General features: G+C 74.1%; 24 protein-coding genes and 1 pseudogene. 22 read left to right on the top strand and 3 right to left on the bottom strand.

The features are described from left to right. The first annotated feature begins 47 nt into the window (after window positions 1-47). The 10 genes from hisD to ABD363_RS07960 all read left to right on the top strand — a co-directional run bounded on the left by hisD (window position 48) and on the right by ABD363_RS07960 (window position 7779). Window positions 48-1373 (top strand): histidinol dehydrogenase, encoded by a 1326-nt coding sequence (gene hisD, locus ABD363_RS08005; RefSeq protein WP_344601082.1) that lies wholly within the window; start codon window positions 48-50, stop codon window positions 1371-1373. Next, a complete protein-coding gene (locus tag ABD363_RS08000) occupies window positions 1370-2479 on the top strand; it encodes a histidinol-phosphate transaminase (protein WP_344601080.1) in 1110 nt (369 codons plus the stop codon). The genes hisD and ABD363_RS08000 overlap by 4 nt, the downstream gene beginning before the upstream one ends. Further along, the gene (gene hisB, locus ABD363_RS07995) at window positions 2476-3069 is read left to right on the top strand and encodes an imidazoleglycerol-phosphate dehydratase HisB (RefSeq protein ID WP_143636382.1); all 594 of its coding nucleotides are present in this window, start codon (window positions 2476-2478) and stop codon (window positions 3067-3069) included. Before ABD363_RS08000 ends, hisB begins: the two co-directional genes overlap by 4 nt. Before the next feature lie 4 nt (window positions 3070-3073). Continuing rightward, a complete protein-coding gene (locus tag ABD363_RS07990) occupies window positions 3074-3238 on the top strand; it encodes a hypothetical protein (protein WP_344601077.1) in 165 nt (54 codons plus the stop codon). After that, the gene (gene hisH / locus ABD363_RS07985; protein ID WP_344601075.1) at window positions 3238-3879 is read left to right on the top strand and encodes an imidazole glycerol phosphate synthase subunit HisH; all 642 of its coding nucleotides are present in this window, start codon (window positions 3238-3240) and stop codon (window positions 3877-3879) included. The genes ABD363_RS07990 and hisH overlap by 1 nt, the downstream gene beginning before the upstream one ends. Beyond that, the gene (gene priA, locus ABD363_RS07980; RefSeq protein WP_344601073.1) at window positions 3876-4601 is read left to right on the top strand and encodes a bifunctional 1-(5-phosphoribosyl)-5-((5-phosphoribosylamino)methylideneamino)imidazole-4-carboxamide isomerase/phosphoribosylanthranilate isomerase PriA; all 726 of its coding nucleotides are present in this window, start codon (window positions 3876-3878) and stop codon (window positions 4599-4601) included. Before hisH ends, priA begins: the two co-directional genes overlap by 4 nt. Continuing rightward, a complete protein-coding gene (locus ABD363_RS07975) occupies window positions 4598-4987 on the top strand; it encodes a RidA family protein (protein WP_344601071.1) in 390 nt (129 codons plus the stop codon). Before priA ends, ABD363_RS07975 begins: the two co-directional genes overlap by 4 nt. Before the next feature lie 56 nt (window positions 4988-5043). Further along, window positions 5044-5799 (top strand): imidazole glycerol phosphate synthase subunit HisF, encoded by a 756-nt coding sequence (hisF, locus tag ABD363_RS07970; protein ID WP_344601069.1) that lies wholly within the window; start codon window positions 5044-5046, stop codon window positions 5797-5799. 124 nt (window positions 5800-5923) lie between these two features. Next, window positions 5924-6511: an ArsR/SmtB family transcription factor gene (locus tag ABD363_RS07965; protein WP_344601067.1), complete on the top strand. Its 588-nt coding sequence runs from the start codon at window positions 5924-5926 to the stop codon at window positions 6509-6511. Window positions 6512-6525: 14 nt separating this feature from the next. After that, window positions 6526-7779 (top strand): MFS transporter, encoded by a 1254-nt coding sequence (locus ABD363_RS07960; protein ID WP_344601065.1) that lies wholly within the window; start codon window positions 6526-6528, stop codon window positions 7777-7779. Between the two features lie 181 nt (window positions 7780-7960). Here the strand turns inward: ABD363_RS07960 and ABD363_RS07955 are convergent, their stop codons facing one another. Continuing rightward, entirely contained in the window at window positions 7961-8596 is a 636-nt protein-coding gene (locus tag ABD363_RS07955; RefSeq protein ID WP_344601063.1) for a TIGR03085 family metal-binding protein, read from the bottom strand. An 83-nt stretch (window positions 8597-8679) separates the two neighbouring features. Here ABD363_RS07955 and hisI point away from each other — a divergent pair, with 83 nt between their 5' ends. The 11 genes from hisI to lgt all read left to right on the top strand — a co-directional run bounded on the left by hisI (window position 8680) and on the right by lgt (window position 17578). Then, a complete protein-coding gene (gene hisI, locus ABD363_RS07950; protein WP_344601061.1) occupies window positions 8680-9078 on the top strand; it encodes a phosphoribosyl-AMP cyclohydrolase in 399 nt (132 codons plus the stop codon). Window positions 9079-9087: 9 nt separating this feature from the next. Then, a complete protein-coding gene (locus ABD363_RS07945; RefSeq protein WP_344601059.1) occupies window positions 9088-10593 on the top strand; it encodes an anthranilate synthase component I in 1506 nt (501 codons plus the stop codon). A gap of 25 nt (window positions 10594-10618) precedes the next feature. After that, window positions 10619-11260 carry a TIGR02234 family membrane protein gene (locus ABD363_RS07940; RefSeq protein ID WP_344601057.1) on the top strand — a complete coding sequence of 214 codons (642 nt, stop codon included), beginning with the start codon at window positions 10619-10621 and terminating at the stop codon, window positions 11258-11260. Window positions 11261-11450: 190 nt separating this feature from the next. Continuing rightward, window positions 11451-11702 (top strand): HGxxPAAW family protein, encoded by a 252-nt coding sequence (locus ABD363_RS07935; RefSeq protein ID WP_344601055.1) that lies wholly within the window; start codon window positions 11451-11453, stop codon window positions 11700-11702. A 103-nt stretch (window positions 11703-11805) separates the two neighbouring features. After that, window positions 11806-12237 (top strand): DUF2752 domain-containing protein, encoded by a 432-nt coding sequence (locus ABD363_RS07930; protein WP_344601053.1) that lies wholly within the window; start codon window positions 11806-11808, stop codon window positions 12235-12237. A gap of 143 nt (window positions 12238-12380) precedes the next feature. Continuing rightward, on the top strand, window positions 12381-13190 hold the full coding sequence (gene trpC, locus ABD363_RS07925; RefSeq protein WP_344601051.1) for an indole-3-glycerol phosphate synthase TrpC: 810 nt from the start codon (window positions 12381-12383) through the stop codon (window positions 13188-13190). A gap of 21 nt (window positions 13191-13211) precedes the next feature. Then, window positions 13212-13382: a tryptophan biosynthesis modulator TrpM gene (gene trpM / locus ABD363_RS32590; RefSeq protein ID WP_399032493.1), complete on the top strand. Its 171-nt coding sequence runs from the start codon at window positions 13212-13214 to the stop codon at window positions 13380-13382. 134 nt (window positions 13383-13516) lie between these two features. Next, window positions 13517-14803, top strand: a complete 1287-nt coding sequence (gene trpB / locus ABD363_RS07920) for a tryptophan synthase subunit beta (protein WP_344601049.1) — start codon at window positions 13517-13519, stop codon at window positions 14801-14803. Beyond that, the gene (trpA, locus tag ABD363_RS07915; RefSeq protein WP_344601047.1) at window positions 14800-15618 is read left to right on the top strand and encodes a tryptophan synthase subunit alpha; all 819 of its coding nucleotides are present in this window, start codon (window positions 14800-14802) and stop codon (window positions 15616-15618) included. The genes trpB and trpA overlap by 4 nt, the downstream gene beginning before the upstream one ends. A gap of 82 nt (window positions 15619-15700) precedes the next feature. Further along, a complete protein-coding gene (locus ABD363_RS07910; RefSeq protein WP_344601045.1) occupies window positions 15701-16477 on the top strand; it encodes a DsbA family protein in 777 nt (258 codons plus the stop codon). Between the two features lie 93 nt (window positions 16478-16570). Then, on the top strand, window positions 16571-17578 hold the full coding sequence (lgt, locus tag ABD363_RS07905) for a prolipoprotein diacylglyceryl transferase (RefSeq protein WP_344601043.1): 1008 nt from the start codon (window positions 16571-16573) through the stop codon (window positions 17576-17578). A 75-nt stretch (window positions 17579-17653) separates the two neighbouring features. On the opposite strand, the gene ABD363_RS07900 is transcribed toward lgt, so the two are convergent. After that, window positions 17654-18469: an HpcH/HpaI aldolase/citrate lyase family protein gene (locus ABD363_RS07900; protein WP_344601041.1), complete on the bottom strand. Its 816-nt coding sequence runs from the start codon at window positions 18467-18469 to the stop codon at window positions 17654-17656. Then, window positions 18466-19134, bottom strand: a pseudogene (locus ABD363_RS07895) (CaiB/BaiF CoA transferase family protein); the annotation flags it as partial. The gene ABD363_RS07900 and the pseudogene ABD363_RS07895, both read right to left, overlap by 4 nt. 309 nt (window positions 19135-19443) lie before the next feature. Between ABD363_RS07895 and ABD363_RS07890 the strand changes: the two are divergent. After that, window positions 19444-20175, top strand: coding sequence for a VIT1/CCC1 transporter family protein (locus ABD363_RS07890; protein WP_344601039.1), 732 nt, complete (start codon window positions 19444-19446; stop codon window positions 20173-20175). The last annotated feature ends 350 nt before the right edge of the window (window positions 20176-20525 follow it).

The following is a 20525-nucleotide window of genomic DNA, read 5'->3' as shown; positions in this document are numbered from 1 at the left end:
TGATACGCGCGAACGGGCCGCGACGCGGGTCTGAGAGAATTGGTTCCGTGATCTCCCGAATCGATCTGCGCGGCGACGCCCTTCCCGAGGGCCCCGCCCTGCGCGACCTGCTGCCCCGAGCCGACTTCGACGTTCAGGCCGCCCTGGAGAAGGTGCGTCCCATCTGCGAGGCCGTGCATCATCGGGGCGACGCGGCGTTGATCGACTTCGCCGAGAAGTTCGACGGCGTGCGGCTCGACCAGGTGCGGGTCCCGGCCGCGGCCCTCACCCGCGCCCTGGAGGAACTCGACCCGGCCGTGCGCGCGGCCCTGGAGGAGTCCATCCGCCGCGCCCGCCTCGTCCACCGCGCCCAGCGCCGCTCCACCCACACCACCCAGGTGGTGCCCGGCGGCTCGGTCACCGAGAAGTGGGTGCCGGTCGAGCGGGTCGGGCTGTACGCGCCCGGCGGCCGGTCGGTGTATCCGTCCTCCGTCGTCATGAACGCCGTCCCGGCGCAGGAGGCCGGGGTGGAGTCGATCGCGCTCGCCTCCCCGGCCCAGGCCGAGTTCGGCGGCCTGCCGCACCCGACGATCCTCGCCGCCTGCGCGCTGCTCGGCGTCGACGAGGTGTACGCGGCCGGCGGCGCCACCGCCGTCGCGATGTTCGCGTACGGCACCGAGTCCTGCCCGCCCGCCAACATGGTCACCGGCCCCGGCAACATCTGGGTCGCCGCCGCCAAGCGCTACTTCACCGGCAGGATCGGCATCGACGCCGAGGCCGGCCCGACCGAGATCGCGATCCTCGCGGACTCCACCGCCGACCCGGTGCACATCGCCTCCGACCTGATCAGCCAGGCCGAGCACGACCCGCTCGCGGCGGCCGTCCTGGTCACCGACTCCGCGGAGCTCGCGGACGCGGTGGAGAAGGAGCTGGAGCCGCAGGTGGCCGCCAGCAAGCACGTCGAGGACCGGATCCGTCCGGCGCTGTCCGGGCAGCAGTCCGCGATCGTGCTGGTCGACGGCGTCGACGAGGGCCTGCGCGTGGTCGACGCGTACGGCGCGGAGCACCTGGAGATCCAGACCGCCGACGCCGCCGCGGTCGCCGACCGGGTCAGGAACGCCGGCGCGATCTTCGTCGGCCCCTGGGCGCCCGTGTCGCTGGGCGACTACGCGGCCGGCTCCAACCACGTCCTGCCCACCGGCGGCTGCGCCTGCCACTCCTCGGGCCTGTCCGTCCAGTCCTTCCTGCGCGGCATCCACGTCGTCGACTACACCAAGGACGCCCTCGCCGAGGTCGCGCACCACGTGGTGACGCTGGCGGAGGCGGAGGACCTGCCCGCGCACGGCGCGGCGATCAAGGCCCGGTTCGACTGGAAGGTGCCGCAGAGCAAGTGACGTTCGGAATCGACGACCTCCCCGTACGGGACGAGCTGCGCGGCAAGTCCCCCTACGGCGCGCCCCAGCTGGACGTCCCCGTACGGCTGAACACCAACGAGAACCCCTATCCGCTGCCCGAGCCGCTGGTCGAACGGATCGCCGAGCGGGTGCGCGAGGCCGCCCGCGGCCTCAACCGCTACCCGGACCGGGACGCGGTCGAGCTGCGCACCCGGCTGGCCGAGTACCTGACGAAGACCTCCGGGCACGCCGTCGGCGTCGAGAACGTCTGGGCCGCCAACGGCTCCAACGAGGTCATCCAGCAGCTGCTGCAGACCTTCGGCGGGCCGGGCCGCACCGCGCTCGGCTTCGAGCCGTCGTACTCGATGCACGCCCTGATCGCGCGCGGCACGGGCACCGGCTGGATCTCCGGGCCGCGGGGCGAGGACTTCACCATCGACCTCGCCGCCGCCGAGCGGGCGATCGCCGAGCACCGCCCCGACGTCGTCTTCGTCACCACCCCCAACAACCCCACCGGCAACGCGGTCCCGGCCGGGACGGTCCTCGCCCTGTACGAGGCCGCGCAGGCGGCCAAGCCGTCCATGGTGATCGTGGACGAGGCGTACATCGAGTTCAGCCACGGCGACTCGCTGCTGCCGCTGCTGGCCGGACGCCCGCACCTCGTCGTCTCCCGCACGATGTCGAAGGCGTTCGGCGCGGCGGGCCTGCGCCTGGGCTACCTCGCCGCGCACCCGGCGGTCGTGGACGCCGTCCAGCTCGTCCGGCTGCCGTACCACCTGTCGGCCGTGACGCAGGCGACCGCGCTGGCCGCGCTGGAACACACCGACACGCTGCTCGGTTACGTCGAACAGCTGAAGGCCGAGCGGGACCGGCTGGTCGCCGAGCTGCGCGCGATCGGCTACGAGGTGACCGAGTCCGACGCGAACTTCGTGCAGTTCGGCCGGTTCGAGGACGCGCACGCCGCCTGGCGGAGGATCCTCGACCGGGGCGTCCTGGTCCGGGACAACGGGGTACCGGGATGGCTGCGGGTCACCGCCGGGACGCCGGCCGAGAACGACGCGTTCCTCGACGCGGTCCGTGAGTTGAAGAAGGAGCAGAGCACATGAGCCGCGTTGGACGCGTGGAGCGCACCACCAAGGAGACCTCGGTCCTGGTCGAGATCGACCTCGACGGCACCGGCAGGACCGACATCGCCACGGGCGTCGGCTTCTACGACCACATGCTCGACCAGCTCGGCCGGCACGGCCTGTTCGACCTGACCGTGAAGACCGACGGCGACCTGCACATCGACTCGCACCACACCATCGAGGACACCGCCCTCGCCCTCGGCGCCGCCTTCCGGCAGGCCCTCGGCGACAAGGTGGGCATCTACCGCTTCGGCAACTGCACGGTCCCGCTGGACGAGTCCCTCGCCCAGGTCACCGTCGACCTCTCCGGCCGCCCCTACCTCGTGCACACCGAGCCCGAGAACATGGCGCCGATGATCGGCGAGTACGACACCACCATGACCCGGCACATCCTGGAGTCCTTCGTCGCGCAGGCCCAGGTCGCGCTGCACGTGCACGTGCCTTACGGGCGCAACGCGCACCACATCGTGGAGTGCCAGTTCAAGGCCCTCGCCCGGGCGCTGCGGTACGCGTCCGAGCGGGACCCGCGCGCGGCCGGGATCCTCCCGTCCACGAAGGGCGCGCTGTAGGACCATGAACGGACTGTCGACCGTCCTGATCGTCGTCGGCCTCTTCCTGGTCGGCGGGATCATCTCCTTCGTCAAGCAGCAGATGCCGAAGAGCCTCGTCGTGCTGCTCTCGATCGGCGCCGCGATGTGCCTGCTCGCAGGCGTCATGCGGCTGGAGGTGTGGAACTGATGAGCGCCGCCAAGAAGGTCGTGGTCTTCGACTACGGCTTCGGCAACGTCCGCTCCGCCGAGCGCGCCCTCGCGCGCACCGGGGCCGACGTCGAGATCACCCGCGACTACGACCGGGCCATGAACGCCGACGGCCTGCTGGTGCCCGGCGTCGGCGCCTTCGCCGCCTGCATGAAGGGGCTGAAGGAGGCGCGCGGCGACTGGATCGTCGAACGCCGCCTGTCCGGCGGCCGCCCCGTGATGGGCATCTGCGTCGGCATGCAGATCCTCTTCGCGCGCGGCATCGAGCACGGCGTCGAGACCGAGGGCCTGGCCGAGTGGCCCGGCGCGGTGGAGCCGCTGGAGGCCGAGGTCGTGCCCCACATGGGCTGGAACACCGTGGACGCGCCGGCCGGCTCGGAGCTGTTCGCCGGACTGGACGCGGACGCCCGCTTCTACTTCGTGCACTCCTACGCCGTCCACGACTGGCGGCTCCAGACGCACAACCCGACGATGGCGGCCCCGAAGGTCACCTGGTCCACGTACGGCAAGCCGTTCGTCGCGGCCGTGGAGAACGGCGCCCTGTGGGCCACGCAGTTCCACCCCGAGAAGTCCGGCGACGCCGGAGCCCAGCTCCTCACCAACTGGATCGGAACACTGTGAGCAAGCTCGAACTCCTCCCCGCCGTCGACGTCCGCGACGGCCAGGCCGTCCGCCTGGTGCACGGCGAGTCCGGCACGGAGACCTCCTACGGCTCCCCCCTGGAGGCCGCCCTGGCCTGGCAGCGGTCGGGCGCCGAGTGGCTGCACCTGGTCGACCTGGACGCCGCGTTCGGCACCGGGGACAACCGGGAGCTGATCGCCGAGGTCACCCGGGCGATGGACATCAAGGTGGAGCTGTCCGGCGGCATCCGCGACGACGACACCCTCGCCGCCGCCCTGGCCACCGGCTGCACCCGCGTCAACCTCGGCACGGCCGCCCTGGAGACCCCCGAGTGGGTCGCCAAGGTCATCGCCGAGCACGGCGACAAGATCGCCGTCGGCCTCGACGTGCGGGGCACCACGCTGCGCGGCCGCGGCTGGACCCGCGACGGCGGGGACCTGTACGAGACGCTGGAGCGCCTCAACCGGGAGGGCTGCGCCCGCTACGTCGTCACCGACATCGCCAAGGACGGCACGCTGCAGGGCCCCAACCTCGAACTGCTGAAGAACGTCTGCGCGGCGACCGACCGCCCGGTGGTGGCCTCCGGCGGCGTGTCGTCGCTGGACGACCTGCGCGCGATCGCCGGCCTCGTCCCGCTCGGTGTCGAAGGGGCCATCGTCGGGAAGGCGCTCTATGCGAAGGCGTTCACCCTGGAAGAGGCCTTGGAGGCTGTGTCGTCATGAACGAAGCCGTGCGGCGTGTGCAGAGCGGAAGCCCCTGGGAGGAGTCCTTCGGTTTCGCACGTGCCGTCGCGGCGGGCGACCGCGTCCTGGTGGCGGGCACGACGGCCTTCAAGGGCGACGTGCTGTACGGGGAGGGCGACCCCTACGAGCAGGCCAAGGTGGCCTTCACCACGGCGGTCGAGGCGATCGGCGAGTTCGGGCTCGGCATCGGGTCCGTGATCCGCACGCGCGTGTACCTGGCGCATCCGCGGGACGTCGACGAGGTGGGCCGGGCCCACAAGGAACTGTTCGACTCCGTACGCCCGGCGACGACCCTCCTGGTGGTGGAGGGCTTCGTCGACCCGCGCGTGCTGGTGTCGGTGGAACTGGAAGCCTTCAGAGGCTGAAGTCTTCCCGCCGGGGACGGCCGTCCCCGGCGGCATGTGTGAGGAGCCGTGGATTCATGACCCTGGCGGTCCGAGTCATCCCCTGCCTGGACGTGGACGGCGGCCGGGTCGTCAAGGGCGTCAACTTCCAGAACCTGCGCGACGCGGGCGACCCCGTCGAGATGGCCAAGGTGTACGACGCCGAAGGCGCCGACGAGCTGACGTTCCTGGACATCACCGCGTCGTCCGGCAACCGCGAGACGACGTACGACGTGGTGCGCCGCACCGCCGAGCAGGTGTTCATCCCGCTGACGGTCGGCGGCGGCGTCCGCACCGCCGAGGACGTGGACAGGCTGCTGCGGGCGGGCGCCGACAAGGTCGGCGTGAACACCGCCGCGATCGCCCGCCCCGACCTGATCCGGGAGATCGCCGAGCGCTTCGGCCGTCAGGTGCTGGTGCTGTCGGTGGACGCGCGCCGCACCGGGTCCGGGACCTTCGAGGTGACCACGCACGGCGGGCGCCGCGGCACCGGCATCGACGCGGTGGAGTGGGCCCACCGGGCCGCGGAGCTGGGCGCGGGGGAGATCCTGCTGAACTCCATGGACGCCGACGGCACCAAGGACGGCTACGACCTGGAGATGATCGCGGCGGTCCGCAAGCACGTCACCGTCCCGGTCATCGCCTCCGGCGGCGCCGGCAAGCCGGCCGACTTCCCGCCGGCGATCGCGGCGGGCGCGGACGCGGTGCTGGCGGCGTCCGTCTTCCACTTCGGGGACCTGCGGATCGGCCAGGTGAAGGAGACGCTGCGGGAGGCGGGACACCCGGTGCGGTGACGCCGCGCCCAGCCGCTGGCCCCGGTCACCCCGGAGGTGGCCGGGGCTTCGTTCCGTCCAGATGCGAAAGGAAAGTTGCGCAAAATATACTGCGCAATTTTTCTTTCGCGTCTAGCCTGGCGGCATGGCACACCAGGAGGACCACCGGATCACGGACGCGGGCACGCTGAAGGCGCTCGCCCACCCGCTGCGGATACGGCTGTACCGGGCGCTGTACATCGCCCGCACCGCCACCGCGTCGCAGCTCGCCGACCAGGTCGACGAGGCGGTCTCGCTCGTCAGCTACCACCTGCGCAAACTCGCCGAGCACGGCCTGATCGAGGAGGCCGAGCCGCAGCGCGCGGACGGCCGTGAGCGCTGGTGGCGGCCCGCCTCGGACGGCGTCACCGTCCGGCACGAGGACATGAAGGACGCCCCCGAGAAACTCGCCGCCCAGGGCGCGCTCACCCGCACGCTCCTGGAGCAGCGGGCGGGGCTCTACCGGCGCTACCTCGACGAGGCCGAATCATGGAGCGACGCCTGGCGCTCGGCCGGCTTCGACTCCGAGTACCTCACGCGCCTGACCGCCGCCGAACTCGCGGACCTGAGGGACGAGCTGGACGGCGTGATCAGGAAGTACAAGGACAGGGGGCGGGCCGCCGAGGAGGCGGGCGACACCCGGGAACGCGAGAACGTCGCCGTCCACCTGTACGGATTCCCGTTCCGCACCTGAGAGGACGCCCGCCCGTGACCGCGACTGCCGTCCCCCCGGCCCCCGGGGCCAGCAGACCAGCCCACCGCGACGGCAACGTCCTGCGCTGGCTCACCGCCTACACCGCCTCGGCGATCGGCGACAACATCCACTACCTCGCCCTGTCCTGGGCGGCCGTCCGCGCCGGAACGCCGGCCCAGGCCGGGCTGGTGATGACGGCGAGCGCCGTACCGCGGGCCCTGCTCATGCTGGGCGGAGGAGTGATAGCCGACCGGTTCGGGCCGCGCAGGATCGTCATCGGCAGCGACGCCGTGCGCTGCGCCGCCGTGCTCGCCCTGGCCGCGGTGGTGTGGACCACCGATCCCGGGCTGTGGCCGCTCGTGGTGCTCGCCGTGATCTTCGGCACCGTCGACGCGGTGTTCCTGCCGGCCGTGGGCGCCCTGCCCGCGCGCCTGACCGGCCGGGACCAGCTCGCCCGGGTCCAGGGCATGCGAGGGCTCGCCATCCGGCTCGCCGGGGTGGTGGGCGCGCCCCTCGGCGGTCTCGGCGTGGCCCTGGGCGGGACGGCCGCCGCGTTCGGGCTGGCGGGGCTGCTGATCGCCGTGTCCGTGCCGCTGCTGGTCGCCGTCCGCGTGCGCGACGCGGCCCCCGACGGCGCCGCGGGCGCGCCGGGCGGCCGGACCGCCCGGGAGGACCTGCGCGACGGCCTGCGCCACATCCGCCGGCACCGCGTCCTCGCGCCGCTGACGCTGGCCGTCGCCCTGGGCGACCTCGGCTTCGTCGGCCCGCTCAACGTGGGCCTGACCCTGCTGGCCGACGAACGGGGCTGGGGCGCCGCCGGCATGGGCTGGGTGCTCGCGGGCTTCGGCACCGGCGCGGGCGCCGCCTCCCTGCTGCTGACCGTGCGGGGGCGCCTGCCGCGCGCCGGACACCTCGCGGGATGGACGATCCTGGGCGGGTCGGTGGCCATCGCGGCCCTCGCCCAGGCCCCGGACGTCCCCGCGGCCACCGCCACGGCCGTGCTCGTCGGGCTGCTCGCCGGGCTCGGCGGCGCCCTGTGCGGCGCCCTGCTCCAGACCCACACCGAGGTCGCCTGCCTGGGCCGCGCCACGGCGGTCACCAGCCTGGTCAGCCTCGGCGTCGCCCCGCTCGGCATGCCGCTGTCCGCGGCGGCGATCGGCGCCTGGGGCACCGGGCCGGTCTTCGCCGCCGGCGCGGCGGTCTGCGGCCTCGGCGGTGCCGTCGTCCTGTGCGTCCGCCCGCTGCGCCGCGCCGAACTCCCCCGCTGACCCACCGGCTGCGCCGGACTCCCCGCGGCGCCGTCCGGCACGGCCGTGCTCACGGGCCCCGCTCCCACGGCTCCCGGCGAAGCGCGCGCCGCGGTCCCGCGGCCGCTCGTGCGCCGCCCGGACGCCGTCCGCCGGGAGGGCGATGCGGGGCGGGCCCGCCGCGCCGGTGCGGGCCGGCCGCTCAGATGCCGAGCCGCTTCGCCCCGTGCAGCTTCGCGATCGCGTCCCGGTCGCCGTCCAGGTCCACCCGCGCCGCGCTCTGCCGGCCGTACAGGAGCAGCAGCAGCTCGGACGGCTCACCGGTCGCCGTGACCACCGGCGTGCCGCGGCGGGCGACCGCCGTCCGGCCGTCCGGGCGGCGCAGCACCAGGCCCGTCGGGGCGTTGCGGCCCAACAGGCGGGCGCTGCGCTCCACCCGGGACCACAGGGTGTCCTGGAAGACCGGGTCGAGCTCGCGCGGCGTCCAGCCGGCCTGCGCCCGGCGGACGTCCTCCGCGTGGACGTAGAACTCGACCGTGTTCGACAACTCGTCGACCTGCTTCAGCGAGAACGGCGAGAAGCGGGGCGGGCCGGTGCGGACCAGCTGGACCAGCTCCTCGTACGGCTTCGCGGTGAACTCCGCCGTCACCCGCTCCAGGCGCGGCGCGAGCTGCTTGACCAGGATGCCGCCGGCCGCGTCCGGCCGGCGCTCGCGCACCACCACGTGCGCGGCCAGGTCCCGGGTGGTCCAGCCCTCGCACAGGGTGGGGGCGTGCGGACCCGCGGTCTCCAGCAGATCGGCGAGAAGAAGCCGTTCACGCTTGGCGAAGGTCGACATGGAGCCAGCCTACGGCCGGGCGGCGGGTCCGGACAGTGGACACCCGCCCGGCGCCGCCGGTGGCGCGCGGCACAATGGCACGCATGACCAGCACGCCCCCACGGCAGCCCGGCGCACTCGACCCGGAGATCGCCGCGCGCCTCAAGCGCAGCCCCGACGGCCTCCTGCCCGCCATCGCCCAGCAGTACGACACCGGAGAGGTGCTGATGCTCGGCTGGATGGACGACGAGGCGCTGCACCGCACCCTGACCACCGGCCGCTGCACGTACTGGTCGCGCAGCCGCCGGGAGTACTGGGTCAAGGGCGACACCTCCGGCCACGTCCAGTGGGTGAAGTCCGTGGCCCTGGACTGCGACGCCGACACCGTGCTGGTCAAGGTCGACCAGGTCGGCGCCGCCTGCCACACCGGCGCCCGCACCTGCTTCGACGCCGACGTGCTGCTGAAGGACGCCGGCCCCGGCGCCCCCGCCGGGAACCGGTGAGGGGCCGGCATGGACCTCGAAACCTTCCGCAAGCTGGCCGCCGACCGGCGGGTCGTCCCGGTGACGCGCAAGCTCCTCGCCGACGGCGACACCCCGGTCGCGCTCTACCGCAAGCTCGCCGCCGAGCGCCCCGGCACCTTCCTGCTGGAGTCCGCCGAGAACGGACGCTCCTGGTCCCGCTACTCCTTCGTCGGGGTCCGCAGCGCCGCCACGCTCACCGAGCGCGACGGCCGGGCCCACTGGCTCGGCACCCCGCCCGTCGGCGTGCCCACCGACGGCGACCCGCTGGCCGCCCTGCGCGCCACCCTCGACCTCCTGCACACCCCCCGCGACCTCGCCGACGACCTGGGCCTGCCGCCCTTCACCGGCGGCATGGTCGGCTACCTCGGCTACGACATCGTGCGCCGCCTGGAGAAGATCGGCCCCGGCGAGCGCGACGGCGGTGACCCGACCAGCGTGCCCGAGCTGACCATGCTGCTCACCAGCGACCTGGCCGTCATGGACCACTGGGAGGGCTCGGTCCTGCTGATCGCCAACGCGATCAACCACAACGACCTCGACACCGGCGTCGACGAGGCCTACCTGGACGCGGTCGCCCGCCTCGACGCCATGGAGGCGGACCTCTCCCGCGCGGTCGCCCAGCCCCCGGCCGTCCTGCCGCCCTCCGCGCTCCCCGAGTACACGGCCCGCTGGGGCGGCCCCGACTTCCAGGAGGCCGTGGAGGACGTCAAGGAGCGCATCCGCGCCGGGGAGGCCTTCCAGGTCGTGCCGTCGCAGCGGTTCGAGACGCCGTGCACCGCGAGCGCGCTGGACGTCTACCGGGTCCTGAGGGCGACCAACCCGTCCCCGTACATGTACCTGCTCCGCCTCGACGGCTTCGACATCGTCGGGTCCTCCCCCGAGGCGCTGGTCAAGGTGGCGGACGGGCAGGCCGTGCTGCACCCCATCGCCGGCACCCGGCACCGCGGCGCCACCCCGCAGGAGGACCAGGCCCTCGCCGAGGAACTGCTCGCCGACCCCAAGGAGCGCGCCGAGCACCTCATGCTCGTCGACCTGGGCCGCAACGACCTCGGCCGGGTGTGCGAACCCGGCTCGGTGGAGGTCGTCGAGTTCATGTCCGTCGAGCGGTACTCGCACGTCATGCACATCGTCTCCACCGTCACCGGACGCGTGGCGCCGGGCCGCACGGCCTTCGACGTGCTCACCGCGTGCTTCCCGGCCGGGACGCTCTCCGGCGCGCCCAAGCCGCGCGCGATGCAGATCATCGACGAGCTGGAGCCGTCCCGGCGGGGCCTGTACGGCGGCTGCGTCGGCTACCTCGACTTCGCGGGCGACTCCGACACCGCGATCGCGATCCGCACCGCGCTGCTGCGGGACGGCACCGCGTACGTGCAGGCCGGCGCCGGGATCGTCGCCGACTCCGACCCGGTCGCCGAGGACACCGAGTGCCGCAACAAGGCGGCGGCGGTGCTGCGGGCCGTGCACACGGCGAACCGCCTGGGCAACCCCGGCTGAGGGTCGGCCCGGCGTCCGGGCGATAGTGGAGTACGTGACTGCCGTATCTCACCCCCGTTCCGAAGCCGCCGGCCCCGCCCGGGGCGGCCGCCGCAGCCTCGCCCTCGCGCTGCTGTGCGGCGCGCTGGGCGCGGCCGTGGCCCTGCTCGCCACCCGGCAGCGCTGGTCGGAAGGGACCGCGGCGGTGGCCGGCGGCTCCTTCCCCCTCACCGCCAGGGGCAGCGACGTCACGGGCGTCCCCGCGGCGCTCGCCGTAGTGGGCCTCGCCGCGCTCGTCGCCGTCTTCGCCGTCCGCCGGACCGGCCGGGTGGTGGTCGCCGCGCTGCTCGCGCTGTGCGGCGCCGGCACCGTCGTCGCCGCGCTGCTCGGCGCCTCCGACGGCTCCGCGCTGGACGAGAAGGCCGCACAGGCCGCCGGCGACACCTCCGCCACCGTGCACGCCCTCAGCCACACCGCCTGGCCGTACGTGGCCGCCGCGGGCGGCGTCCTGATCCTGCTGGCCGGGCTGCTCGCCCTGCGCCACGGCCGCCGGTGGCCCGCGATGTCCGGCCGTTACGAGCGCGACAGCACCCCCCGGCCCCGCCGCACGGCCCCCGCGACCGACCCCGACCGCCCCGAGGACCTGTGGAAGGCCCTGGACCGGGGCGAGGACCCGACCGGGCCCTGACCCCGCCGGCGACCGCGCCGGGAACCGGCCGCACGCGCGCCCGGAACCCCCGTTCGCCCGCGGCCGCGCGGGGCACCCGGCCCCGTGCGCTCCCGCAGGGAGCACCCCCGCTCACCGCACCCGCACGCGTGCGGGACAATGAGCCCGAGCGTCCAGCTCGGACACGCATCACAGCAACGAGGAGCAAGCAATGGCGGGCAGCAGCCACGGTCACACCCCGGCCGCCTGGACCGGTGTCATCATCGCCTTCATCGGTTTCTGCGCCGCGGGCGCGTTCATCGTGATGGCCCAGCCGGTGGGCTTCTGGGCCAGCATGGCGGTCGTGCTTCTCGGGGGTGTCGTCGGCGGCATCATGCGCATGATGGGCCTCGGCCAGCCCAAGGGCGTCCACCCGGTGCACCAGGTCACCGAGGAGCGCGAGACCGCGTCCGCCAAGGGCTGATCCCGGGCGGAGGCCGCGCACGGCTCCGCCGACTCCGTGGAGGGGCGGCCGGCACGGTGGTGCCGGGGCCGCCCCTCACGCGTGCGCGGGGCACAATGCCGATGTGACCACCGACCGCCGCAGGAGCACGCGCGCCCGGGCCGTGGCGGCCCGGCTGGCCGCCCCCGCCGGGGTGCTCGCGGCCGTCGCCGGCGCCTTCGCCTACGTCGGCGCCGTCGACCCCCACGAGCCCGGCCACTACCCCGCCTGTCCGTTGCTGCGGTACACCGGGCTGTACTGCCCCGGCTGCGGCGGCCTGCGCAGCGCCCACGCCGTCGTCCACGGGGACCTCCTGGCGGCGCTGCGGGACAACGCGGCGGCCGTCGCCGGCTATCTGGGCTTCGCCGTGCTGTGGGCCGTCTGGGTGGTCCACGCGGCGCGCGGCCGGCCCCTGAGGATCGACGTCGCCCCGGCGTACCTGTGGGCGGCGGGCGCGCTGCTGCTGCTCTTCACCGTGGTCCGGAACCTGCCGTTCGGCGGCTGGCTCCATCCCTGACCGGCCGGATGCGAACCCTTCGCCCTCCTGCGGATACCATCACAAGTGACCATCGGTTTCGCCCGATGACCCGTCCGAAGCGGCGGGCCGGCGGCGGAAGCGAACGCTTCGACAGCCAACCCTCGGGAAGGGGGGCCGCTCGCGTGAGTGTGCTCGACGAGATCATCGACGGAGTCCGTGCCGACCTCGCGGAGCGGCAGGCGCGCGTCAGCCTCGACGAGCTCAAGGAGCGCGCGGCGAAGGCCCCGGCCGCCAAGGACGGGGTCGCCGCGCTGAAGGGCGACGGGGTGAAGGTGATCTGCGAGGTCAAGCGCTCCAGCCCCTCCAAGGGCGCGCTGGCCGCGATCGCCGACCCGGCCGGGCTCGCCGCGGACTACGAGGCGGGCGGCGCGGCCGTCATCTCCGTCCTCACCGAGCAGCGCCGCTTCGGCGGCTCGCTGGCGGACCTGGAGGCCGTCCGGGCGCGCGTGGACATCCCCGTCCTGCGCAAGGACTTCATCGTCACCTCGTACCAGCTGTGGGAGGCCCGCGCGTACGGCGCCGACCTCGCGCTGCTGATCGTCGCCGCCCTCGACCAGCCGGCGCTGGAGTCGCTGATCGAGCGCGCGGTGTCCATCGGGCTCACCCCCCTCGTCGAGGTGCACGACGAGGAGGAGGTGGACCGCGCGGTGGACGCGGGCGCGCGGGTGATCGGCGTGAACGCGCGCAACCTCAAGACGCTGGAGGTCGACCGCGGGACGTTCGAGCGGGTCGCGCCGGAGATCCCCGAGGGGATCGTCAAGGTCGCCGAGTCCGGTGTCCGCGGTCCGCACGACCTCATCGCGTACGCCAACGCCGGCGCCGACGCCGTCCTGGTCGGCGAGTCCCTCGTCACCGGCAAGGACCCGAAGACGGCCGTCTCCGACCTGGTGGCGGCGGGCGAGCATCCCGCATTGCGGCACGGCCGGGGCTGACCCACCGGTAGGCTGGCGGCGATGACTTCCTCGATCACCACGGCGACCCGGGACCCGTACGCCCGTCTCGCCCGCGGGTGCAGGCCGCGCGGTTGCCGCGCGCCGGCCCGGCGGGTGCACGGGCGGCGGGTGCGGTACGTCATCGGTGACGAGCCCGGGCAGGTGAACGGGCGGCGATGGTGCGCCCCCTAGGGGGCGCGGGACCGCGTCGGAACGCGCGGCCCTGCCGCGTGCGCGCGACGAGCCGCAGCCGGCCCGCGGCCGGCTGACCGGGCCCCGCCCCCACGGCGACCGGTGTCCGTCCACACCCACCGTGAGGTTTCTGCATGCCCAGTCAATTCTTCGCTCCCGACCCCGAGGGCCGGGTCCCCAGCGCCGAGGGGTACTTCGGCGCGTTCGGCGGCAAGTTCATCCCGGAGGCGCTCGTCGCCGCCGTGGACGAGGTCGCCGTCGAGTACGAGAAGGCGAAGGCCGACCCCGAGTTCGCCCGCGAGCTCGACGACCTGCTCGCCCACTACACCGGCCGGCCCAGCGCCCTGACCGAGGTGCCCCGGTTCGCCGAGCACGCCGGCGGCGCCCGGGTCTTCCTCAAGCGGGAGGACCTCAACCACACCGGCTCCCACAAGATCAACAACGTGCTCGGCCAGGCCCTGCTCACCAAGCGCATGGGCAAGACCCGCGTGATCGCCGAGACCGGCGCCGGCCAGCACGGCGTCGCCACCGCCACCGCCTGCGCGCTGTTCGGCCTCGACTGCACCATCTACATGGGCGAGGTCGACACCCGGCGCCAGGCCCTCAACGTGGCCCGGATGCGCATGCTCGGCGCCGAGGTCATCGCCGTGAAGTCCGGCAGCCGCACCCTGAAGGACGCCATCAACGAGGCGTTCCGCGACTGGGTCGCCAACGTCGACCACACCCACTACCTGTTCGGCACCGTCGCGGGCCCCCACCCCTTCCCCGCCATGGTCCGCGACTTCCACCGCGTCATCGGCGTCGAGGCCCGCCGCCAGCTCCTGGAGCGGGCCGGGCGCCTGCCCGACGCCGCCGTCGCCTGCGTCGGCGGCGGCTCCAACGCCATCGGCCTCTTCCACGCCTTCATCCCCGACCCGGACGTCCGCCTGATCGGCTGCGAGCCTGCCGGACACGGCATCGAGACCGGCGAGCACGCGGCGACCCTCACCGCGGGCGACCCCGGCATCCTGCACGGCTCCCGCTCGTACGTCCTCCAGGACGACGAGGGCCAGATCACCGAGCCCTACTCGATCTCGGCGGGGCTCGACTACCCGGGCATCGGCCCCGAGCACTCCTACCTCAAGGACTCCGGCCGCGCCGAGTACCGCGCGGTCACCGACGACGCCGCCATGCAGGCGCTGCGCCTGCTGTCGCGGACCGAGGGCATCATCCCGGCCATCGAGAGCGCCCACGCGCTCGCCGGCGCCCTGGAGGTCGGCCGGGAGCTGGGCCCCGACGGGCTGATCGTGGTCAACCTGTCCGGCCGCGGCGACAAGGACATGGACACCGCCGCCCGCTACTTCGGCCTGTACGACACCGACGCCGAGGTCGCCGCCGACCAGGACACCGACGCCGCCGAGATCGAGGGGGACGCCAAGTGAGCGGGAACATCCAGGGACTGGCCGACACCCTCGCCGGGGCCAGGGCCGAGGGCCGGTCCGCGCTCATCGCCTACCTCCCGGCCGGCTTCCCGACCGTGGACGGCGGCATCGAGGCGGTCCGGGCCGTCCTCGACGGCGGCGCCGACGTCGTGGAGGTCGGGCTGCCGCACAGCGACCCCGTCCTCGACGGCCCCGTCATCCAGACCGCCGACGACATCGCCCTGCGCGGCGGCGTGCGGATCGCGGACGTCATGCGGACGGTCCGGGAGGCGTACGCGGCGACCGGCAAGCCGGTCCTCGTCATGACGTACTGGAACCCCATCGACCGCTACGGCGTCGAGCGGTTCACCGCCGAGCTCGCCGAGGCGGGCGGCGCCGGGTGCATCCTGCCCGACCTGCCGGTGCAGGAATCGGCGCTGTGGCGTGAGCACGCGGACAAGCACGGTCTGGCGACCGTCTTCGTCGTGGCCCCCAGCAGCAGGGACGAACGGCTCGCCGAGATCACCGCGGCGGGCAGCGGCTTCGTCTACGCCGCCTCCCTCATGGGCGTCACCGGCACCCGCGAGACGGTCGGCTCCCAGGCCCGGGACCTGGTGGAACGCACCCGGGCCACCGGCACCGGCCTGCCGGTCTGCGTCGGGCTGGGCGTGTCCACCCCCGCCCAGGCCGCCGAGGTCGCCGGCTTCGCCGACGGAGTGATCGTCGGCTCCGCGTTCGTCAAGCGGATGCTGGACGCGCCGGACCACGCGGCCGGCGTCGAGGCCGTCCGCGCGCTCGCGGGCGAGCTCGCGAAGGGCGTACGCGGACAGGCGTGACCGTCCGTCCGCCGGGTCCCTCGTACGGGTGGACCTGGAACCGGGGAGGCGCGGTGCGCCTCCCCGGTTCGTTCTGCGGGGTGTGAGCGAGAAGAACCGTGAGGGAAAGCGCACCGCCCGGGAGCGGCTGGCGGTCGAACGCGAGAAGCAGAAGGCGGCCGACAAGCGACGGCGTGCGCTCGTCGTGGGCGCGAGCGTGGTCTGCGTCCTCGGGCTCGCGGCGGTGATCGGCGTGGTCGCCGCGAACGCGGGCAGGGACGACCGGGAGGAGGCGGCGGGCCCGGTCGTCGCGCCCTCGGGGGCGCTGGGCAAGGACAGCCTCGTGATCCCGGTCGGCAAGGAGAGCGCCAGGTCGACGCTCACCATCTGGGAGGACTTCCGCTGCCCGGCCTGCAAGGCCTTCGAGCAGGCGTACCGCTCGACGATCCACGAGCTGACGGACGCCGGGCAGCTCAAGGTGGAGTACCGCCTGGCGACGATCATCGACGGCGGCATGGGCGGCACCGGCTCCCGCAGCGCGGCCAACGCCGCCGCCTGCGCCCAGGACGCCGGGAAGTTCACCCCGTACCACGACGTGCTCTACGACAACCAGCCGCCGGAGACCGACGACGCCTTCGCCGAGAGCGGCAAGCTGATCGAGCTGGCCGGCAAGGTGGACGGCCTGGACACGGCCGCCTTCCGCGAGTGCGTCGAGGACGGCACGCACGACAGCTGGGTCGACAAGTCCAACGACGCCTTCCACCGGGGCGGTTTCGGCGGCACGCCGACCGTGCTGCTCGACGGCAGGAACATCTACCAGGACCGGACGATGACACCGGCGAAGCTGAAGAAGACGGTGCAGGAGGCCGCGAAGGGATGAGCCGCCACCCGGGCGTTTCCGCCCGCCCGTTATGGACCCGTAGCCGGGCTGCCCGCCGCGGGTCCCGCCCGGCACGGTAGCGTCGACCCTGCCATGAGACTTGCCTACATTCCCAGCCCGTCGCACGGGGTGCTGTACCTCGGCCCCGTTCCGCTGCGCGGCTACGCCCTCTGCATCATCATCGGCGTCTTCGTCGCCGTCTGGCTCGGCAACAGGCGCTGGATCGCCCGCGGCGGGCGGGCCGGCACGGTGGCCGACATCGCGGTCTGGGCCGTGCCCTTCGGCCTGGTCGGCGGCCGGCTCTACCACGTGATCACGGACTACGAGCTGTACTTCGGCGAGGGCCGTGACTGGGTGGACGCCTTCAAGATCTGGGAGGGCGGCCTCGGCATCTGGGGCGCGATCGCGCTCGGCGCGCTGGGCGCGTGGATCGGGTGCCGGCGCCGGGGCATCCCGATGCCCGCGTACGCCGACGCCGTCGCGCCGGGCATCGCCTTCGCCCAGGCCATCGGACGCTGGGGCAACTGGTTCAACCAGGAGCTGTACGGGCGGCGCACCGATCTGCCGTGGGCGCTGGAGATCACCTCGTCGGCGGGCGGCCGGGTGCCGGGCACGTACCACCCGACGTTCCTGTACGAGTCGCTGTGGTGCGCCGGCGTCGCGCTGCTGGTCATCTGGGCGGACCGCCGCTTCCGGCTGGGCCACGGCCGGGCGTTCGCGCTGTACGTCGCCGCCTACTGCGCGGGCCGCTTCTGGATCGAGTACATGCGGGTCGACGACGCCCACCACATCCTCGGGCTGCGGCTGAACAACTGGACCGCGCTGATCGTGTTCCTGCTGGCGGTGGCGTACCTCGTGGTGTCGGCGAGGAAGCGGCCGGGCCGGGAGGCGGTGGTGGAACCGGGCGCCTTGGACGACGCGGCCGACGAGGACGCGGCGAGCACCGGGGAAGCCGAGGGCGGGACCGGTAAGGGCGCCGGGGAAGCCGGGAGCGGGACCGGGGAAGGCGCCGGGAAGGGCGCCGGGGAAGCCGAGGCCGGGGCCGGGAAAGCCGACGGGGAAACCGTCGCGGACGGGGCCGACTCCGCGAAGAAGGCCTGACGGCCGGCCGTACGCCGACGAGGGCGCCCGGGTTCTGCCCGGGCGCCCTCGCGTCGTGTGCGGGAGCGGGCCGCGTCAGGGGCGGCGCGCCAGGGACAGGGTGCGGCGGGCCGCCGCCACCACCGCGGTGTCGACGAAGCGGCCGTCCGGCAGGGCCTGGGCGCCCGGGGCGGCCGCGGCCGCCCCGATGACGGTCTCCGCCTCCTCCAGCTCCCGCCGGGTGGGGAGGTGGGCCCGTTCGATGACCGGGAGCTGGCGGGGGTGGAGGGCGGCGCGGCCGAGGAAGCCGAGGGCGCGGCCGTGCGCGCAGGACGCCGCCAGGCCCTCCAGGTCGCGGACGTCGGGGTGGACGGACTGCGGCGGCGGGGGCAGGCCCGCCGCCCGCGCGGCCACGACCACCCGGCAGCGGGACCAGTCCAGGCCCCGGTCGTCGCGTACGCCCAGGTCGGCCCGCAGGTCCGTCTCGCCCAGGGCGATGCCGCGCAGGGCGGGGTGGGCGGTGGCGATCGCGTGCGCGTGTTCGACGGCCAGGGCCGTTTCGAGGAGGGCGTACAGGGGCGTCCCGGCGCGGGCGGTGCGCCGGGCGACCCGCACGACCTGGCGGGGCGCGGCCACCTTCGGCAGGCGCAGCCCCGACACGCCCGGCAGCGCGGCCAGCGCCGCCAGGTCCGCCGCCGCCGGCGGGCTGCCCGGGGCGTTGACGCGGACGTGGACCGGGACCGGCTGCGGCTCGCCCAGCAGCTCGGCGGTGGCCGCGCGGGCGTACTCCTTGCGGTCCGGGGCGACCGCGTCCTCCAGGTCGACCACCACGACGTCGGCGCCGGCGACCAGCGCCTCGGCGACCCTCTCCGGCCGGTCGCCGGGGGCGTACAGCCAGGTCAGCGGGGTCACAGGGCGCCCTCCTCGCGCAGCGCGGCCAGCTCGGCCGGGGCCAGGCCCAGCTCGGTCAGGACCTCCTCGGTGTCCGCGCCGTGCGGGCGGCCCGCCCAGCGGACCGCGCCGGGCGTGGCGGAGAGGCGGAAGAGGACGTTCTGCATGCGCAGCGGGCCCAGCTCCGGGTCGTCGACGGTGGTGATGGTGCCGAGGGCCCGGTACTGCGGGTCCCTCATCACGTCCCGCACGTCCTGGACGGGGGCCACCGCCGCCTGAGCCTTCTCGAAGACGGCCAGCACGTCGTCGCGGGTGTGGCGGGCGATCCAGCGGCCGACGGCCTCGTCGAGGACGTCGGCGTGGCGGGCCCGGCCGGCGCCCGTGGCGAACCAGGGCTCGTCGATCAGCTCCGGGCGGCCCACCAGGCGCAGCACCCGCTCGGCGACCGACCGGGCCGAGGCCGACACGGCGACCCAGGTGCCGTCGGCGGTGCGGTAGGTGTTGCGCGGGGCGTTGTTCTGGGAGCGGTTGCCGGTGCGCGGCTGGACGTGGCCGAGCTGGTCGTACCAGAGCGGCTGCGGGCCCAGCACCGCGAGGATCGGCTCGATGATCGCCATGTCGACGACCTGGCCCTCGCCGGTGCGCTCGCGGGCGGCGAGGGCCGTCATCACCGCGTACGCCGTGGGGGGGCTCGGCCACGAAGCCCGTGATGCGGCCCCATCCGGCCCGGATCTCGGAGGGCCGCATGTTCTCGGCCGGCGCCCGAAGGCGCGGAGCCCTTTGCGGAACTGTCCCCGGTGTGCTGGGCCCGACAGCCTCCCTGCCCTCAGCATCACCCGGTCGACATCTGCGCGGATGCCTCCACGGATGAGCGCGGAGAGGCAAAGGTGCAGGTAAGCCCAGCCTTTCCTTGCTGGCGGGAGGGAATGCGGAGGCGTATTTTGGGCGTTGTCGAAAAATAGAATCAGTCCAAAGAGGCTTTCAGGGGAACCGGCATGGCCATCATCGAGACGGAAGCGGCGCTGCACGAGGCGCACCGCGACAACCACACGCACCGGGACGTCAACGGCGGCTGGCTGCGCCCCGCCGTCTTCGGCGCCATGGACGGGCTGGTCTCCAACCTCGCCCTGATGACCGGTGTCGCGGGCGGCCAGGCCGGCCAGCACACCGTCGTGCTGAGCGGCCTCGCCGGCCTCGCCGCCGGCGCCTTCTCCATGGCCGCCGGCGAGTACACCTCGGTCGCCTCGCAGCGCGAACTCGTCGAGGCCGAGCTGGACGTGGAGCGGCGCGAGCTGAGGAAGCACCCCCAGGACGAGGAGGCCGAGCTGGCCGCGCTCTACCAGGCCCGCGGCGTCGAGCCGGAGCTGGCCCGCGAGGTCGCCCGGCAGCTCTCCCGCGACCCCGAGCAGGCGCTGGAGATCCACGCCCGCGAGGAACTGGGCGTCGACCCCGGCGACCTGCCCTCGCCCGCCGTGGCCGCGGTGTCGAGCTTCGGCTCCTTCGCGCTGGGCGCCCTGATCCCCGTGCTGCCCTATCTGCTGGGGGCGAGCGCCCTGTGGCCGGCCGTGCTGCTGGCCCTGCTCGGACTCTTCCTGTGCGGCGCGGTGGTGGCCCGGGTGACGGCACGGACCTGGTGGTACAGCGGGCTGCGGCAGCTCGTCCTGGGCGGCGCGGCGGCCGGTGTGACGTACGCCCTGGGCAGTCTGTTCGGAACCGCCGTAGGATGAGGAAGCTCGAACTTATGCGTTGGGCCGCATAAGTAGCCGTTACTCGCTGGTTTCGAGCGCTCGACCCCTGGGCATGAGCCGTAAGCGCTGCGGGCAACGACGCCCGCCGCGCACCCTCGGGGAGGGCGACGACGCTCCCCCCGCCCCTCGGGCCGACGGACACCGATCTGTCCGCTCGCGCCCCCACCGCTTCCGCCGCCGGGCGAGTACCTTCGCCGCCACCCCTGCGGCGTCCGCATGTTGGAACGGGTTATCCCGGTTCCCGAGAACCGCTCCATCATGTAACCTGCACGAAATTTCGTACTTACGCAGAGGGCCAGCGTCGTCCCTCGGCATCTGTTCCCCCGGAG

It is taken from the genome of Streptomyces glaucus (assembly GCF_039533365.1).
Classification (GTDB): Bacteria; Actinomycetota; Actinomycetes; order Streptomycetales; family Streptomycetaceae; genus Streptomyces; species Streptomyces glaucus.
The sequence above is the reverse complement of the archived record's forward strand: the minus strand, read 5'-3'. Positions and strand labels throughout refer to the sequence as shown.